Raw genomic sequence first — 15,233 nt, forward strand, 5'->3', positions numbered from 1 at the left:
GCTTAGCGACGAAAAAGGGTTGTCCGTGAGGGCAGCCCTTTTTGTTTTTGGCGCGGCTCAGACGGCCTGCAGGCCCGCGGGCGTGGCTGCGGCTTCGCTCGGCGAGGGCAAGGCCGCACTGCCCGAGCGTTGCGCGTGCTCCAGCAATGCCTCCTTCAACGCGCCGAGCGCGGGCGAAAAATGGCCGCGCCGCCAGACGAGCAGCGTGTCGATCCGTCCGAGCTTGCCGAGCGAGTGCACCGTGACCTCGTCGGCGCTACGCTGCAGATCGAGCACCGAGCGTGGCGCGACGGCTACGCCCGCGCCCGCCGCCACGCACGCCACGATCGCGTGATACGAGCCCAGTTCCAGCACGCGCGACGGCCGGATGCCGTGCTCCAGATACCAGCGCTCGACATAGGCGCGATACGCGCAGCCGCGCTCGAACGCCACGAGCGTGGAAAGCGCGATATCGCCTGGCTGGCGGATGGGCCGGTGGCCGCGCGGCGTGAGCATCACGAGTTCCTCGCGATACACGGGCGCGTGGTCGAACACCTCGGGATCCGGCAGGCCAGCGAGCGGCGTGGCGATCAGCGCGGCATCGATTTCGTATTCGCGCAAGCGCTCGACCAGCGCGCCGGTCGTGCCCGTTTCCAGTTCGAGCGTGACGTCGGGCCACGCCTGGTGATAGTGCGCAAGCAGACCGGGCAGACGGCTCGCGGCCGCGCTCTCCATGGTGCCCAGGCGCAGGCGTCCCGTGGGACGTCCAGCCTTGAGCGCGTGGCGCGCTTCGTCGGCGAGCGCGAGCAGACGCTCGGCGTAGGGCAGCAACGTTTCGCCAGCGGGCGTGAGAACGAGGCGGCGGCCCTCGCGCGTGAAGAGCGGCGTGCCGAGCTGATCTTCGAGTTGCTTGATGCGCGTGGTCACGTTCGACTGCACGCGGTTAAGCTTGGCGGCGGCCCGCGTCACGCCGTTTTCGCGCACGACCGCCCGGAAAATCGCCAGTTCGGCGAGGTCCATCGTTCTCTCCTCGAAATGCTTCGATTCATGATAATTCATTTTTCGTGAACGTTGGAATCGCCTAGGATAGTAGGCAGTCGCTTAACTTCCTGAACTCATGACCGATCACGCTCCCCACGCCGTTCCCCGCGCCATTCCCGTTCCCCAGCCCCGTCCGCATGCAGGTCGCCGCGCGGCGTTGGCCTGCATGGTAACGCTCGCCGTCGCGCTGGGCGTGGGACGATTCGCGTTCACGCCGCTCTTGCCGCTCATGCTGCATGGCGGCGCGCTCGATCTGCGTCATGGCGGCTGGCTCGCATCGCTGAACTACGCGGGCTACTTCGTGGGCGCGGTCAGTTGCGTCGCGCTGCGCGTCGCGCCCGCCAGAATCGTGCGCGCGGGCCTCGTCGCCACGGCGCTCCTCACGCTCGCGATGGGCGCGACCCAGCAGTTCTGGATCTGGGCCGTGGTGCGCTTCGCGGCGGGCGCGGTGAGCGCGTGGACGTTCGTGTTCGCGTCGCAATGGGGGCTGCGGCGGCTCGCGCAACTGGGCGCGAACGAGTGGGGCGGCGTGATCTACACCGGCCCGGGTGTCGGCATCATCGCGACCGGGTTGTTCGTGAGCGCGGCAGGCGGTCTCGGCGCGCGCACGGGATGGATCGGCTTCGGTCTCATCAGCGCGCTGCTCGCGGCGCTCGTCTGGTCGACGTTCGGCGAAGACACGCGCGCACTCGCGCCGCGTCCCGCCGCGAGCGCTGCGGCAAGCGGCGCGCGCGAGCCGCACGCAGGGCGCCGCGCGGACGCCTTCTGGCTCGTGCTGCTCTACGGCGTGCCGGGCTTCGGCTACATCATCACGGCGACGTTTCTGCCCGTGATCGCGCGTCACGCGCTGCCCGGTTCGGCCTGGCCCGACCTGTTCTGGCCGATGTTCGGCGCGGCGCTGATCGCGGGCGCGCTGCTCGCCGCGCGCTTCCCGCTGCATTGGGACAACCGCCTGATGCTGGCGGGCGCGTACGTGCTGCAGGCCGTGGGTATCGCGCTTGGCATCGTCTGGCCCAACGCTGCGGGCTTTTCGTTCGGCAGCGTGCTGATTGGCTTGCCGTTCACGGCGATCACGCTCTTTGCAATGCGCGAGGCGCGTCTTCTGCGCGGCGAACGGGCCGCCGCGCTAATGGGCTATGCGACGGCCGCCTATGGCATTGGCCAGATCGCGGGGCCGCTCGTGGCCGCGCCGCTCGCGGCATCGACGGGCTCGTTCTCGCCTTCGCTGTGGCTCGCGGCGCTGGCGCTCGTGGCCGGTGCGATTGGGCTCGTGTGGCGCGTTTGGCATACGCGCTAGCGGTGGCCGTCAGGCCGCGCGGTCCGCGCGCTGCGTGCAACGAGGGCAGCCACGGCAGCGAGGCCGCACGCGCACGCCGATAGCGCACTAAAATGGTCGCTTTCGCGCAAACCGCAAACCGCAAGCCGCGAGCGCGCCCGCCGGGCCGCGCGGCCGCTTCCCGCGCCATCGACCCCTGCCTTTCCCATGAGCGACTACCAGTTTTGCCCGCGCTGCGCCACGCGTCTGACCGAGCGCGCCGATCCCGCCCACGAAGGCGGCCGCGTGCGTCTCGCCTGCCCGGACGACGCCTGCGGCTACGTCCACTGGAACAATCCGCTGCCCGTCGTGGCGGCGATCGTCGAATACGAAGGCCGTATTCTGCTCGCCCGTAACGCCGCGTGGCCCGTAGGCATGTTCGCGCTCATCACCGGCTTTCTCGAAAACGGCGAGACGCCCGAGGAGGGCATCGCGCGCGAAGTGCTTGAGGAGACCTCGCTGCGGGCCGAGAGCGTCGAACTCGTGGGCGTGTACGAGTTCATCCGCAAGAACGAACTCATCATCGCGTATCACGTGAAGGCGTCGGGCACGATTGCGCTCTCGCCGGAACTGCTCGAATACCGCCTCGTCGAGCCCGCGAAGCTGCGGCCCTGGCGCGCGGGCACGGGCCAGGCGCTCGGCGAATGGATGCGCCGGCGCGGCCTGCCGTTCGAGTTCGTGGAGCGTCCCGGCCAGTGATGGCCGCGTATTCCGCTGTGCATTTTTGCCACGCCTTTGCCGGATTTCCTCGATGAACCGACCCGTCACCGTCGCCCGCTCCGGGTATCGCCATTTTCTGCCCATCGGCACGCGCTGGATGGACAACGATGTCTACGGCCACGTGAACAACGTCGTCTACTACAGCTATTTCGATACCGTCGTGAACGAGTATCTGATCCGCGCGGGCGCGCTCGATATCGAGCACGGCGCGACGATCGGGCTCGTGGTCGAAACGCAATGCAACTACTTCGCGCCGCTCACGTTTCCGGAGCGCGTGGAGGCGGGGCTGCGGGTGGCGCGGCTCGGTTCGTCGAGCGTGCGCTATGAGGTCGGGCTGTTCCGCGAAGGCGAGGATGCGCCCGCGGCGCAGGGTCATTTCGTGCACGTCTACGTCGATCGCGCGACGCGCCGCCCCGTAAGCGCATTGCCCGATGCGCTGCGCGCGGCGCTCGAGCCGCTCGCGCGGGACTAACCTCGGCTAACCGCGTCCTCGCGCGCGACGCTGACGCGCTCGAGCGCCGTCATCGGGCCGAGTTGCGCGAGCGTCTGCAAGTGCGCCGCGTTGCGCACGAAGAACGAGCCCGCAAAGCCGAGCGAATTGACGGAGATTCCCTCGACGTATTCCACCACGCGCGGCACGACCAGCATCCAGCGGCGCGTGACGAGCAGGTTATACGGCGCGCCCTGATGCGCAACGCCGCCCACATCCAGGGCGGGCACGCCCGCGGCGTCCAGCAGCGCGCGATAGCAGCCGAGTGCAACCTGCGCGGCGTCGTGCGCCGCGCGCGGGTCCGCGGGGGGGCCTGGATCCCGGGCGAGATCGATGCGCGCGAACGCGTGGCGAAACGGGAGCCCCGGCACGATCGCGATGGGACGCGCGCCATGAACCGTCTGCGCGGCGCCCAGCAGCGTTTCGAGTGGCGCGAGAGGCGGTCCGTCACCCACGAGCGGCAGCGGCACCAACTGCAAATGCTTGTGCGACTGGCTCGCGCCCGCAGCCGCGCCGCCGTTGTAGAACGCGAGGCCGTCGACTTCGCGCAGCGCGTCGATCAGCGCGGCGAAGTCCGCCGCATCGAGCAGCGCTTCCTGCGGTTCGTAGCGCCGCGTCACGATCAGCAGATGCCGGTCGATCACATTGAACTTGTTGAGCAGCGCAACGTGCGTGGGCGAGAGATCGGCGACGAAGAGATCGGCCTCGTAAGGCAGGAACGGATCGCGCGGCGGCTGGGAACCGGACGCTGCCGAAGTCTGCGGCGTGAGCCGCGCCGCCTCCTTGCGCGCGAGATTTTCGGCCACGCGCACGGAAAAGCGCATGCCGCCATCGTCGATGAAGGTATGTGCGGTCTCGATGGAGTGAAGCGCGCCGCACGCGAGCGCATGCGCCGTCTGCCGCTCGATCGCCGCGCGCAGCGTTGCCATCGGCGCTCAGGCCTTGTAGCCGATCGCGCGCAGCAGGTCCTTGCGCCAGCGCACGTCGTCCCCGGCTTCGACGCCGAGCGGCGGCATGCCGTCCACCACGCCGACGATGCCGCGCCCCTGGTCCGTCTCGGCGATCAGCACCTGCGTGGGGTTCGCGGTGGCGCAGAAGATGCGGCAGACCTCGGGCACGGCCTTGATCGTATTGAGCACGTTGATCGGGAAAAAACCGTCGCCGAGAAAGACGATGAAGCAGTGGCCCGCGGCGATGCGCAACGCGTTTTGCGTCGCCATTTCGATGAGCGCGTCCTGCGTGCCCGAGCGCCGCACGAGTCGCTTGCCCGATGCCTCGCAAAACGCGAGGCCGAACTGGATGCCCGGCACGGCGCCATAGAGCGCCTCGTGCAGATCCTCGACGGACTTGATGAAGTGGGTCTGCCCGAGGATGAAGTTGGTCGCTTCGGGCTTTTCGATCTCTACCGTGGACAGTTGCATGGCGAACCTCGCGAGCGGACGGACCTGGCCGGCGGCGGCCAACCTCAAGCCTAGTACGAAGTCGCGGCGAGGCAAAGCGCGTGCAGGCGCGCAAAGCACAACGGCCGGCGCCCCGAGGGGCGTCCGGCCGTTTCACGGATGCGCGACGAGGCGCCCCTTACGCGGCTTTCTTCGCGCGCTTGCCTTCCACGTCGGGCAGCAGAATGGTCAGCACGCCGATGAGCGGCAGGAACGAGCAGACCTTGTAGACGAAGCCGATGCTGGTGGCATCCGCCAACTGGCCGAGCACCGCCGCGCCGATGCCGCCCAGGCCGAACGCGAAGCCGAAGAAAAGACCCGCGACCATGCCCACCTTGCCCGGAATCAGCTCCTGCGCGTAGACGAGGATGGCCGAGAACGCCGAAGCCAGCACCACGCCGATGATCACCGTCAGCACGCCGGTCCAGAACAGGTTGGCGTACGGCAGGAGCAGCGTGAAGGGCGCGACACCGAGAATCGAGACCCAGATCACGTACTTGCGGCCGATGCGGTCGCCCACCGGGCCGCCGATGATCGTGCCCGCCGCAACGGCGGCGAGGAACACGAACAGATGAATCTGCGCGGCCTGCACGGAGAGGTGGAAGCGGTCGATCAGATAGAACGTGAAGTAGCTGTTGATGCTCGCGAGGTAGAAGTACTTCGAGAACACGAGCAGCACGAGAACGGCGATAGCGCCCGCCACGCGGCCGCGCGAGAGCACGACGTGCGGCACCTCGGCGCGCTTTTTCTTCATCGCGGGATGGGACTTGTACCAGCGGCCGATCTGCGTGAGCACGACCATGCCGACGAGCGCTGCCGCCGAGAACCACGCGATGCTGCGCTGGCCGTGCGGAATGACGATCGCCGCGGCGAGCAGCGGCCCGAGCGACGAGCCCGCATTGCCGCCCACCTGGAAAAGCGATTGCGCGAGACCGTGACGGCCGCCCGAGGCCATGCGCGCCACGCGCGACGATTCCGGATGGAACACCGACGAGCCGCAGCCCACCAGCGCCGCCGCCACGAGCAGCACGCCGAAGCTCGGCGCGACCGACATCAGCAGCAGGCCGCACAGCGTGAAGCCCATACCGACGGGCAACGAGTACGGCAACGGCCGCTTGTCCGTATAGACGCCCACCAGCGGCTGCAGCATCGAAGCCGTGATCTGGTAGGTCAGCGTGATGAGGCCGATCTGCGTGAACGACAGCGAGAAGTTGTCCTTGAGCATCGGGTAGATGGCGAGGATCAGCGACTGGATCATGTCGTTGAGCAGGTGCGAGAAGCTGATCGCACCGAGCACCGAATAGACGGTGCGTTGCACGGCGCCCGCGGCGGGAGCGGCAGCGCCCGGGGACGAACCCGCGGCGGCGCCGGACAGGGCGCGCTTGTCGAGACTGGTTTCCATGTTTTCGGCAGCAGAGAAGTATTCAGCGGGCGCCAACTCCGGGCGGGCAGCGGCGACGGCATGAAAGGACATGTATAAGAGTTATGAGCGCAGTGTAATGTGTCTTGCTCGAACTGTACGGACAAGTTTTGTCGAGAATCGGACAGCTCCTGATGCGTCCTGGCCCTGCGGCTCAGTGTCGCAAGGCGTGGAGCCGATCCCCGAAATCGGTGCGCGATTTTTGGCGTCTCTTTTTGGCCATGTATAAATCGCCGATAGGTGCGCTCACGAGGCGCGCAATACGGGGCCGGAATGCGAACTGCGCCGCGCGCAATGCGGTTGAACGCAGAATTAAAGATTGCGCGACGGCGTGCCGTAGACCGGAGTTCAGGCGTAACGCAAATCACGAACGATGGCGTCAGGCCGGACAACAAAGCAGAAACGCTGGAGACCGAAAAAGATGAAAGCAGTATCGCAAGGCGGCAGGCACGCGGGGTTCGTGCCGCAGGATCCAGCAGCAAGCGCGGGGAACGCGCAGCAACGCAATACGGGCCGCGCCGGCGCGGCAGCGCGCGGTTCGTCCCCCGGTTCGTCCCACACTTCGCGGCTTTCCGTGAAGGCCACGCTGCGCCTCGCCTTCGCGCTCGTGCTGATCGGCACGCTCGCCATCGGCGCGATTTCGCTCGCGCAGATCAGCCGTCTCAACGGCTCGACGCAATCGATCTACGAACAGGGCTACGTCGCGAGCCGCGCCGCCGAAGAAGCGCGCGGCCACATGCTGCGTGCGAGCCGCGCCCAGAAGATGCTGCTCACCGCGACCACGGCGCGCGAGCGCGACGAGCTGGGGCAGGATATCGACAAGGATCTCGGCTCGCTGGAGCGCGGCATGAGCCAGTTGCAGCAATACGCGCAGGAGCAGGGCGGCGACGCGCTCGCACTGCAAAAGAAGCTCGCGGATGCGACCACGGCGTGGAGCGGCCATCTGCGCGACTTCGTAACGCTCGTGAAACAGCAGCCGCTCGATCTCTCGCAGATGAGCTGGCAGGTGGGCACGCAGGACGTGTCGCTGCTCGTGGAGACCGGCAAGCTCGAAACGCTCGTCAACGACCTCGTCGAGCAACGCGGCACGGCCGCGAAAGCCACGATCGGCAATGCCGAGTTCATCTTCAAGTCGTCGTTCGTGATGATGGCCGTCGCCACCGTCGCCATGTTCGTGTTCGCGTTCTTCGTGAGCGAATGGGTCGTGCGCCGCATCGCGCGGCAACTGGGCGGCGAGCCCGCGCACGCCAAGGCCATCGCAGCGCGCATCGCGGCTGGCGACCTCGCGCAGCCCGTCGCGGTTCACGCGCGCGACGCGGCGAGCATGCTGGGCGCGCTGCGCGACATGCAAAAAGGCCTTTCGACAACGGTCGCCGAGATCGCCGCGAGCGCCGAGGCGATCGCGTCTGCCTCGGGCGAAATCTCGACCGGCAATCTCGATCTCTCGCGCCGCACCGAAGAACAGGCCATGGCGCTCGAACGCACCGCGAGCAGCATGGAGCAACTCACGTCCACGGTGCGCCTGAACGCCGAAAACGCGGAACAGGCCAGCACGCTCGCGGGCAACGCCTCGGCCATCGCGGAGAAGGGCGGCTCGGTGGTGGGGCGCGTGGTCGCGACCATGCAGGAGATCAACGACAGCGCGAAGAGCATCGCGGACATCATCGGCGTGATCGAGGGCATTGCGTTCCAGACGAATATTCTCGCGCTTAACGCCGCTGTGGAAGCGGCGCGCGCGGGCGAGGACGGGCGCGGCTTCGCGGTGGTGGCGGGCGAGGTGCGCAGCCTCGCGCAGCGCAGCGCGGCGGCGGCCAAGGAGATCAAGGCGCTGATCGGCGCATCGGTGGAGCGCGTGTCCAATGGCTCGACGCTCGCGCAGGACGCGGGCTCGACGATGGACGAAGTCGTGAAGGCCGTGCGGCGCGTGAACGACATCATCGGCGAGATTTCGGCGGCTTCGCGCGAGCAGCGCTCGGGCATCGAGGAAATCAGCCGCGCGGTCACGCAGATGGACGCCGGCACGCAGCAGAACGCGGCGCTCGTGGAAGAGGCCACCGCCGCGGCGCAATCGCTCGACGATCAGGCGAAGGTGCTCAAGCGCCTCGTGGGGAAATTCCGGCTCGCTTGACGCGCTTTCCAGTTCGTTGCGGGCGCAACGAAGAACGCCGCGTGGTTCATCGCGCGGCGTTTTTTTATGGGCGCGTCACTTCGCGTCGCGCTTGATGATCCATTCGTGCGCCGGGTCGTTATGGAAGTGCCATTCGCGCGTGGGGCCCGCCATCACGTTCAGATAGTACGAGTCGTAGCCATAAGGCACGACCACGGGGTGATAGCCGCGCGGCACCATCACGACGTCGTGATTCTCCACGGCCATCGTTTCGTCGAGATCGCGCGAGTCGGTGTAGACGCGCTGGAACGCGAAACCCTGCGGCGGATCGAGCCGGTGATAGTACGTTTCTTCGAGCGCGCTTTCCTGCGGCAAGCGGTTGGCGTCGTGCTTGTGCGGCGGGTAGCTCGACGAGTGGCCCGACGGCGTGCGCACCTCGACCACGAGCAGCGATTCAGCGGGCGCGTCTTGCGGCAGGACATCGCATATGTAGCGCGTGTTCGCGCCCTTGCCGCGCGTGGAGCGCTTCATCTGCGCGGGCTCGATGAGACGAACGGGCAGCGTGCCCTTTGCGGGCGCGCTCGCCACGCCCAATTCGGCGGTGCGTTTTGCGCGCACGGTCGCTTTCACGCCGGGCGGCACGTAGAGCGCGTACGGCGCGGCGTCTTCGAACACGCTGTCGCGCGAGCCGAGGCTCGACCAGCGCTCGCCCCCCGCTTCGATGTCCACCGCGCCCGAGAGCACGACAATGCAGCTTTCGCGATCGGGCTCGGATACGTAGACGATTTCATCCGCTTCGAGCCGGTAGGCGGCGAAGCCGACATAGCGCCAGCCCGCGGTGTCGGGCGTGACGCGCGCGATAGACTGGCCTTCGCGCGCGGCCTTGACCAGCAGAGTCATGCTGCCTCCTTCGATTGGGTGTCCGTAGCATCAACGAGCGCGCGCAGCGTGCGATAGCCCTTTTGCGCATACTCGTACGACGGTGCGATCACGGGGTCCTGCTCGGCTTCGACCACGAGCCAGCCGCGATAGCCGTGCCGCTTCAGGCGCGCGATGATCGCGGGGAAATCGACGGCGCCGTCGCCAGGCACGGTGAACGCGCCTGCGAGCACGGCGTCGAGAAAACTCCAGTTGCGGTTGCGCGCGAGCTTCATGACGGCGGGGCGCACGTCCTTGCAATGCACATGGCACACGCGCGCAATGTGCTTGTCGAGTTCGGCCACGGGGTCGCCGCCCGCAAAGGTCATGTGGCCCGCGTCGAACAGCAGGCCCACGGCGTCGCTCGTGCGCGCCATGAGCTTGTCGACGTCGGCGGGCGTTTCGACGTAGGCGCCCATGTGATGGTGATAGGCGAGACGCACGCCGCGCGAGAGCGTATGGCGCGCGAAGGTGTCGACGCGCGCGGCGTACTCGTCCCACTGCCGGTCGCTGAAAAAACGCGGCCGCTGGTAGAGCGGGCGCGGCGCACCCTGGATCGAACCGGCGACCTCGCCGTACACCATCGCCGTGGCGCCATTCTGCGCGAGCAGGTCCAGATGCCTTTCGACCGCGGCGATTTCTTCCTCCACGCTGCGCCGCGCGAGCATGCCCGAGTACCAGCCGGAGACGAGCGATAAATCGTACTGCGCGAGGAGCGCCTTGAGCGCCTGCGGCTCGCGCGGAAACTTGTTGCCTAGCTCGAAGCCCTCATAGCCGATTTCGCGGCCCTCGGTCAGCGCTTGAGACAGCGGCGTCTCGCCGCCGAGCGTTGGCAGGTCGTCGTTCATCCACGACAGCGGGTTGATGCCGATGCGTACTTCAAATGCGCTCATGTGCGCTCCTCGATGTCTGCGTCGTCAGGCGCGTGGTGCGTTGCCGTTGTCGTCGTCGCCGGGCGTGGCCTGGCTGGGTTGGGCGCGGCCGCCGCGCTGGGCGACCTGTTCGTCGTAGCGCTCGCGCGCTTCGCGCACGGTTGCGCGCGTGGACACCTCGGGCACGGCGACTTCCCACCACCAGCCGCCTTCCTCGGTCGTGCGCGCGGGGTCGGTGTCGATGCACACGACGTACGTGCGCGACGCGGCGCGCGCGCGTTGCAGCGCCGCTTCGAGTTCCGCGATATTCGCCACGTGTTCGGCCTGCGCGCCGAGCGAGCGCGCATGCGAGGCGAAGTCGACGCGCGGCGCGCCGAGCGGCCCTTGCGCGCAGTCGTCGAACAGGTTGTTGAACGGCGCGCCGCCGCAAGCCTGCTGCAACCGGTTGATGCAGCCGTAGCCGCGGTTGTCGAGCACGACGACGATGAGCTTCGCGCCCAGCATGACCGAGGTGGCGATCTCGCTGTTCATCATCAGATAGCTGCCGTCGCCCACCATGACGACGACCTCGCGATCGGGCCGCGCGAGCTTGGCGCCGAGGCCGCCCGCGATCTCGTAGCCCATGCACGAATAGCCGTATTCGACGTGATACGCGCCGGGCTGGCCCGCGCGCCATAGCTTGTGCAACTCGGCGGGCAGCGTGCCGGCCGCGCACACGACGATATCTTCGGTGTACGAACGGCTCGACGAGCGCTGGACCGCGCCGATCACATCGGCGTCGTAGGGCAGGCAGTGGCGCTCCTGCGGCGCATGCGTGAGGCGTTCGACGCTCGCGCGCCACGCGTCGGCGAGACGCCGGGCGTGCGCGGTCCAGTTCGCGTCGGCGCGCCAGTTGATCAGCTCGTCGTTGAGCGCGGCGAGCGCCTGGCGCGCGTCGGCCTGCACGGCGAGGCCGTTGTGCTTGAGCGCGTCGAAGGCGTTGGCGTTCACGCCGATCACATGCGTGTGCGCAAACAGCGAGTTTGAGCCGGTCGTGAAGTCCTGCAAACGCGTGCCCACGGCGAGCACGCAGTCGGCGTCGCGCGCGAGTTCGTTGGCGGCGGGCGAGCCTGTCACGCCGAGCGCGCCCACGTTGAGCGGATCGTCCCACGCGAGCGAGCCCTTGCCGGCCTGCGTTTCGGCCACCGGAATGCCGCGCGCGGCAGCGAGCGTCTGCAAGGCCTGCGAAGCGCGCGAATAGAGCACGCCGCCGCCCGCCACGATGAGCGGACGTTTCGCGCGATGCAACTGCGTGAGCGCCGCGTCGATCTCGGTCTGCACAGGCGCGGGCGCGTGGAACGTCACGAGGCGCGGGGTGAAAAAGCTGGCCGGATAGTCCCACGCCGTGGCCTGCACGTCCTGCGGCAGCGCGAGCGTGACCGGGCCGCAGAGCGCGGCGTCGGTGAGCACGCGCAGCGCGCGCGGCAGCGCGGTGAGCAACTGCGCGGGATGAACGATGCGGTCGAAGTAGCGCGAGACGGGCTTGAGCGCGTCGTTCGCGGAGAGGCCGCCGTCGTGCGGGTCCTCGATCTGCTGCAATACCGGATCGGGCTCGCGCGAAACGAAAATGTCGCCTGGCAACAGCAAAACCGGCAGACGGTTCACGTGCGCAAGCGCGGCCGCGGTGACGAGGTTCGTCGCGCCCGGGCCGATCGAGGTCGTCACCGCCATCATGCGGCGGCGAAAGTGCGCCTTGGCGTAAGCGATCGCGCTGTGCGCCATGGCCTGCTCGTTATGCGCGCGCAGCGTTGGCAGTTCGTGCCGGTACTGGTAGAGCGCTTCGCCGATACCGGCCACGTTGCCGTGACCGAAGATCGCGAACACGCCGCCGAACAGCGGCTCGGTGCGGCCCGAACCGTCTTCGCTCGCCACGCGCTGCGCGGCGAGGTAACGCACGAGCGCCTGGGCCGCCGTGAGCCGCACGGTGTTGGCGTGCGCGCTGGCCGTCGCGTTCGGCGCGCTTTCCTGCGAGGCGTAATCTCCGGGGGCGCCAGGAGCGATACGTTGGTTCATGCCGCCTTCTCCTCGTGGTTGTCGTGCGCGCCCTGCGCATCGGCCCGCGCGGCGCGCCATGCGCCGATCAGCGTTTCGAAGGCGCGGCGCGCGCGGGCGATCACTTCGTCGTCGCCGATCTCGCCGGCGAGCCACGCCACGCTCGGCTCGTAGAAAATCGAGCGGCCCACCGTGAAGCCGCGGCAGGTGGCCGACGCGGCCGCCGCGCGAAAGCCTTCCGCGAGCTGGTCGATAGGCGCGGAAAGCCCGAGCAGCACGACGCCGCGGCAATACGGATCGCGCGCGGCGATCAGCGCGTCGATGTCGCGCCATTGCGCGGCGCCCGTCGGTTCGAGCTTCCACCACTCGGGGTAGATGCCGATGTTGTAGAGCCGCTTGAGCGCGCGGCAGACCGTATCGGGCGCATTCGGCTTGCCGTTGAGTTTCGGCGGAATCACTTCGAGCAGGAGTTCGTGGCCGCTCGCCTGGGTGGCGTCGTAAAGCGCGCGCAACTGCGCTTCCTGTTCGAGACGCTGTTCGATGGGCTCGTCGGGATGAAACTGCACGAGGCACTTCACGGTGTGGTCGATGGGCCAGGACGCGAGCGTCGTGCCGATCGAGCGGCCGTGGTCGAACACGAGCGGCACGGAACCCGGCAGCTCGACCGGGCGGCCGATCCACCAGCCGCGGCCCGTCGCGGCGTTGAGCGCGTCCTGGCCGTAGCGGTCGTCGATCAGGACTCCGATGCGTCCCTCCAGACCGAGCGTGCGTTCGGTCTGCGCCACGGCCTCGACAAAAAGATTCTTTAGATGCGAAATGCGCGCTTCGCTCACGCCCGCCTGCTGCGCGAGATCGAAGAACTGGTTGCGATGATCGAACGCGAAGCCGAGCACTTCGTCGTGCCGCTTGCGCGCGGGCGTCACGCGATGCAGGCGCGCGAGCGTTGCGTCGCGGTCGGGTCGGCGCATGCGTACGGGGTCGGCGGCCGCTTCGCGCAGGAAGTAATCGAGTTCCACCGGCGTGGGCATGGCGGGCGCGCAGCCGTGCCGCGAGACGACGAGCGCGCCGCATGCGTTGGCCGCGCGCGCGCAGTCTTCGAGCGAGGCGTCGCGCAGCCAGCCCGAGAGGAAGCCGGAGGCGAACGCATCGCCGGCGCCCAGTACGTTGAGCACTTCGACTTCCACGCCGCGCTGCATCGGCAGATCGTCCATCGAGGCGGGCACCGCGCCCTCCACGATCTGGCAGCCGAGCGGCCCGCGCTTGACGAGCAGCGTCGCGCCCGTCACTTCGCGCACGCGCGCGAGCGCATCGACGAGCGTTTCCTTGCCGCCCGCAATGCGGAATTCCTCCTCGGTGCCGATCACGAGATCGAAATGCGGCAGGATGCGCTGCAAATGCGCGCTCACGCCTTCGCTCGCGACGAAACGCGTCTCGCCATCGGCCTTGCCCGTGAGGCCCCACAGCACGGGGCGGTAGTCGATGTCGAGCACGGTGCGCACATTGTTGCGGCGCGCGTAGTCGAGCGCGGTGAGGCTCGTTCGGTTCACCTGCTCCGTCGAGAAGTGCGTGCCGGTAATCAGGAGTGCTTTCGATGAAGCGATGAAGGCTTCGTCGAAATCGCCCGAATCGACGGCCATGTCGGCGCAATTCTCGCGATAGAAGATGAGCGGGAACGTGTCGCGGTCTTTCAGCCCCAGCAGCACGAGCGCGGTGAGGCGTTCGTGGTCCACGCGCACATGGCTCGTGTCGCAGCCTTCCTTCGCGAGCGTTTCGACGAGAAAGCGCCCCATGTGGTCGTCGCCCACGCGCGTGAGCATGGCCGGCTTCAGGCCGAGACGCGCGCAGCCGAAGGCGATATTCGCGGACGAGCCGCCCAGATACTTCGCGAACGTCGAGACGTCTTCGAGCCGCGCGCCCACTTGCTGTGCGTAGAGATCGACGCCGAGGCGGCCGAGGCAGACGATGTCGCGGCTGCGCCCGGCAGCGAAGCGGCCCGGAGTCGAACGGGTCGGGGTGGAATGAGTCAGGGCCATGTGTATTCCTGTTGGATGCTGTGCCGTGCCCGCGTGCTCAGATGGTCGCGCCGTCGAGTTCGGCGATCATCTTCTGCATCTCCGCGCCGCCCGCCATCATGTCGAGCACTTCGTTCTTGCTGATCGTGTCCTTCGTAAAGGTGCCAAGCGAGCGGCCGCGATTGAGCAGCGTGAACGAGTCGCCGATAGGGTAGGCGTGGTGCACGTTGTGGGTGATGAAGATCACCGAAATGCCCTTCGCGCGCGCCGCATGAATCAGCTTGAGCACGTTGAAACTCTGCTTCACGCCGAGCGCGGCGGTCGGCTCGTCGAGAATCAGCACGCGTGCGCCGAAATGAATCGCGCGTGCGATGGCGAGGCACTGCTTCTCGCCGCCCGACATCGTGCCGATGGCCTGATGCGGATCGCGCACATGGATGCCCATTTCCGCGAGGCGATCCTTCGCGATTGTTGCGCTCGCATCGAGATCCATTACGTTGACGAAGCCGAACAGCTTCTTCTGCGGCTCGCGGCCCATGAAGAAGTTGCGCGCGACCGAGAGCAGCGGCACGAGCGCGAGGTCCTGATAGACGGTGGCGATGCCGAGATCCAGCGCATCTTTCGGCGAATCGAACAGCACGGGTTTGCCGTCCACGAAATACTGGCCGGAAGTGGGCGCGTGCACGCCGGCAAGCGTCTTGATGAGCGTGGACTTGCCCGCGCCGTTGTCGCCGAGCAGGCAGTGCACCTCGCCGCGCTTTAAGCGCAGCGTGACGCCGTTGAGCGCGATGACCTTGCCGAAGTACTTGCTGACGTTCTCCAGCGCGAGAATCGTGTCGCTGTTTGCCGTGTCTTGTGTGGTGCTGGTGGTATCGGACATGTGAGCCTC

General features: G+C 67.7%; 13 protein-coding genes. 4 read left to right on the forward strand and 9 right to left on the reverse strand.

Features of this window, described 5'->3' with window-relative positions; genetic code table 11:
- Positions 1 to 57: 57 nt before the first annotated feature.
- Positions 58 to 999: a LysR substrate-binding domain-containing protein gene (locus U5768_RS06675; protein WP_322029616.1), complete on the reverse strand. Its 942-nt coding sequence runs from the start codon at positions 997 to 999 to the stop codon at positions 58 to 60.
- Between the two features lie 97 nt (positions 1,000 to 1,096).
- Between U5768_RS06675 and U5768_RS06680 the strand changes: the two genes are divergently transcribed.
- From U5768_RS06680 to U5768_RS06690, 3 genes are all read left to right on the forward strand, one after another.
- Positions 1,097 to 2,317 (forward strand): YbfB/YjiJ family MFS transporter, encoded by a 1,221-nt coding sequence (locus U5768_RS06680; RefSeq protein ID WP_322029617.1) that lies wholly within the window; start codon positions 1,097 to 1,099, stop codon positions 2,315 to 2,317.
- Positions 2,318 to 2,503: 186 nt separating this feature from the next.
- The gene (locus U5768_RS06685) at positions 2,504 to 3,034 is read left to right on the forward strand and encodes an NUDIX hydrolase (protein ID WP_322029618.1); all 531 of its coding nucleotides are present in this window, start codon (positions 2,504 to 2,506) and stop codon (positions 3,032 to 3,034) included.
- Between the two features lie 52 nt (positions 3,035 to 3,086).
- Entirely contained in the window at positions 3,087 to 3,527 is a 441-nt protein-coding gene (locus U5768_RS06690; protein ID WP_322029619.1) for a thioesterase family protein, read from the forward strand.
- Here U5768_RS06690 and U5768_RS06695 read toward each other — a convergent pair.
- The 3 genes from U5768_RS06695 to U5768_RS06705 all read right to left on the reverse strand — a co-directional run bounded on the left by U5768_RS06695 (position 3,524) and on the right by U5768_RS06705 (position 6,386).
- The gene (locus U5768_RS06695; RefSeq protein WP_322029620.1) at positions 3,524 to 4,474 is read right to left on the reverse strand and encodes an ATP adenylyltransferase family protein; all 951 of its coding nucleotides are present in this window, start codon (positions 4,472 to 4,474) and stop codon (positions 3,524 to 3,526) included. The genes U5768_RS06690 and U5768_RS06695 overlap by 4 nt on opposite strands.
- A gap of 6 nt (positions 4,475 to 4,480) precedes the next feature.
- Positions 4,481 to 4,966, reverse strand: coding sequence for an adenosine-specific kinase (locus tag U5768_RS06700; RefSeq protein WP_322029621.1), 486 nt, complete (start codon positions 4,964 to 4,966; stop codon positions 4,481 to 4,483).
- Positions 4,967 to 5,123: 157 nt separating this feature from the next.
- On the reverse strand, positions 5,124 to 6,386 hold the full coding sequence (locus tag U5768_RS06705) for an MFS transporter (RefSeq protein ID WP_322029622.1): 1,263 nt from the start codon (positions 6,384 to 6,386) through the stop codon (positions 5,124 to 5,126).
- A gap of 439 nt (positions 6,387 to 6,825) precedes the next feature.
- Here U5768_RS06705 and U5768_RS06710 point away from each other — a divergent pair, with 439 nt between their 5' ends.
- On the forward strand, positions 6,826 to 8,532 hold the full coding sequence (locus tag U5768_RS06710) for a methyl-accepting chemotaxis protein (protein ID WP_322029623.1): 1,707 nt from the start codon (positions 6,826 to 6,828) through the stop codon (positions 8,530 to 8,532).
- Between the two features lie 75 nt (positions 8,533 to 8,607).
- Here U5768_RS06710 and iolB read toward each other — a convergent pair whose 3' ends face one another.
- From iolB to U5768_RS06735, 5 genes are read right to left on the reverse strand one after another with little or no spacing between them, the layout of a single operon-like run.
- Positions 8,608 to 9,411: a 5-deoxy-glucuronate isomerase gene (gene iolB, locus U5768_RS06715; RefSeq protein ID WP_322029624.1), complete on the reverse strand. Its 804-nt coding sequence runs from the start codon at positions 9,409 to 9,411 to the stop codon at positions 8,608 to 8,610.
- The gene (gene iolE / locus U5768_RS06720) at positions 9,408 to 10,322 is read right to left on the reverse strand and encodes a myo-inosose-2 dehydratase (protein ID WP_322029625.1); all 915 of its coding nucleotides are present in this window, start codon (positions 10,320 to 10,322) and stop codon (positions 9,408 to 9,410) included. Before iolE ends, iolB begins: the two co-directional genes overlap by 4 nt.
- 24 nt (positions 10,323 to 10,346) lie before the next feature.
- Entirely contained in the window at positions 10,347 to 12,353 is a 2,007-nt protein-coding gene (iolD, locus tag U5768_RS06725) for a 3D-(3,5/4)-trihydroxycyclohexane-1,2-dione acylhydrolase (decyclizing) (RefSeq protein WP_322029626.1), read from the reverse strand.
- Positions 12,350 to 14,365, reverse strand: a complete 2,016-nt coding sequence (locus U5768_RS06730; RefSeq protein ID WP_322029627.1) for a bifunctional 5-dehydro-2-deoxygluconokinase/5-dehydro-2-deoxyphosphogluconate aldolase — start codon at positions 14,363 to 14,365, stop codon at positions 12,350 to 12,352. The genes iolD and U5768_RS06730 overlap by 4 nt, the downstream gene beginning before the upstream one ends.
- A gap of 37 nt (positions 14,366 to 14,402) precedes the next feature.
- On the reverse strand, positions 14,403 to 15,224 hold the full coding sequence (locus tag U5768_RS06735; RefSeq protein ID WP_322029628.1) for an ATP-binding cassette domain-containing protein: 822 nt from the start codon (positions 15,222 to 15,224) through the stop codon (positions 14,403 to 14,405).
- Between the last annotated feature and the right edge of the window lie 9 nt (positions 15,225 to 15,233).

The organism is Paraburkholderia sp. J76, assembly GCF_905220295.1.
In the GTDB taxonomy this organism is placed as follows: domain Bacteria; phylum Pseudomonadota; class Gammaproteobacteria; order Burkholderiales; family Burkholderiaceae; genus Paraburkholderia.

Coding starts and splice junctions, on each gene's coding strand:
- U5768_RS06675 (WP_322029616.1), bottom strand. CDS start 999: ATGGACCTCGCCGAACTGGCGATTTTCCGGGCGGTCGTGCGCGAAAAC.
- U5768_RS06735 (WP_322029628.1), bottom strand. CDS start 15,224: ATGTCCGATACCACCAGCACCACACAAGACACGGCAAACAGCGACACG.
- U5768_RS06730 (WP_322029627.1), bottom strand. CDS start 14,365: ATGGCCCTGACTCATTCCACCCCGACCCGTTCGACTCCGGGCCGCTTC.
- iolB (WP_322029624.1), bottom strand. CDS start 9,411: ATGACTCTGCTGGTCAAGGCCGCGCGCGAAGGCCAGTCTATCGCGCGC.
- U5768_RS06700 (WP_322029621.1), bottom strand. CDS start 4,966: ATGCAACTGTCCACGGTAGAGATCGAAAAGCCCGAAGCGACCAACTTC.
- iolE (WP_322029625.1), bottom strand. CDS start 10,322: ATGAGCGCATTTGAAGTACGCATCGGCATCAACCCGCTGTCGTGGATG.
- U5768_RS06705 (WP_322029622.1), bottom strand. CDS start 6,386: ATGGAAACCAGTCTCGACAAGCGCGCCCTGTCCGGCGCCGCCGCGGGT.
- iolD (WP_322029626.1), bottom strand. CDS start 12,353: ATGAACCAACGTATCGCTCCTGGCGCCCCCGGAGATTACGCCTCGCAG.
- U5768_RS06680 (WP_322029617.1), top strand. CDS start 1,097: ATGACCGATCACGCTCCCCACGCCGTTCCCCGCGCCATTCCCGTTCCC.
- U5768_RS06710 (WP_322029623.1), top strand. CDS start 6,826: ATGAAAGCAGTATCGCAAGGCGGCAGGCACGCGGGGTTCGTGCCGCAG.
- U5768_RS06690 (WP_322029619.1), top strand. CDS start 3,087: ATGAACCGACCCGTCACCGTCGCCCGCTCCGGGTATCGCCATTTTCTG.
- U5768_RS06685 (WP_322029618.1), top strand. CDS start 2,504: ATGAGCGACTACCAGTTTTGCCCGCGCTGCGCCACGCGTCTGACCGAG.
- U5768_RS06695 (WP_322029620.1), bottom strand. CDS start 4,474: ATGGCAACGCTGCGCGCGGCGATCGAGCGGCAGACGGCGCATGCGCTC.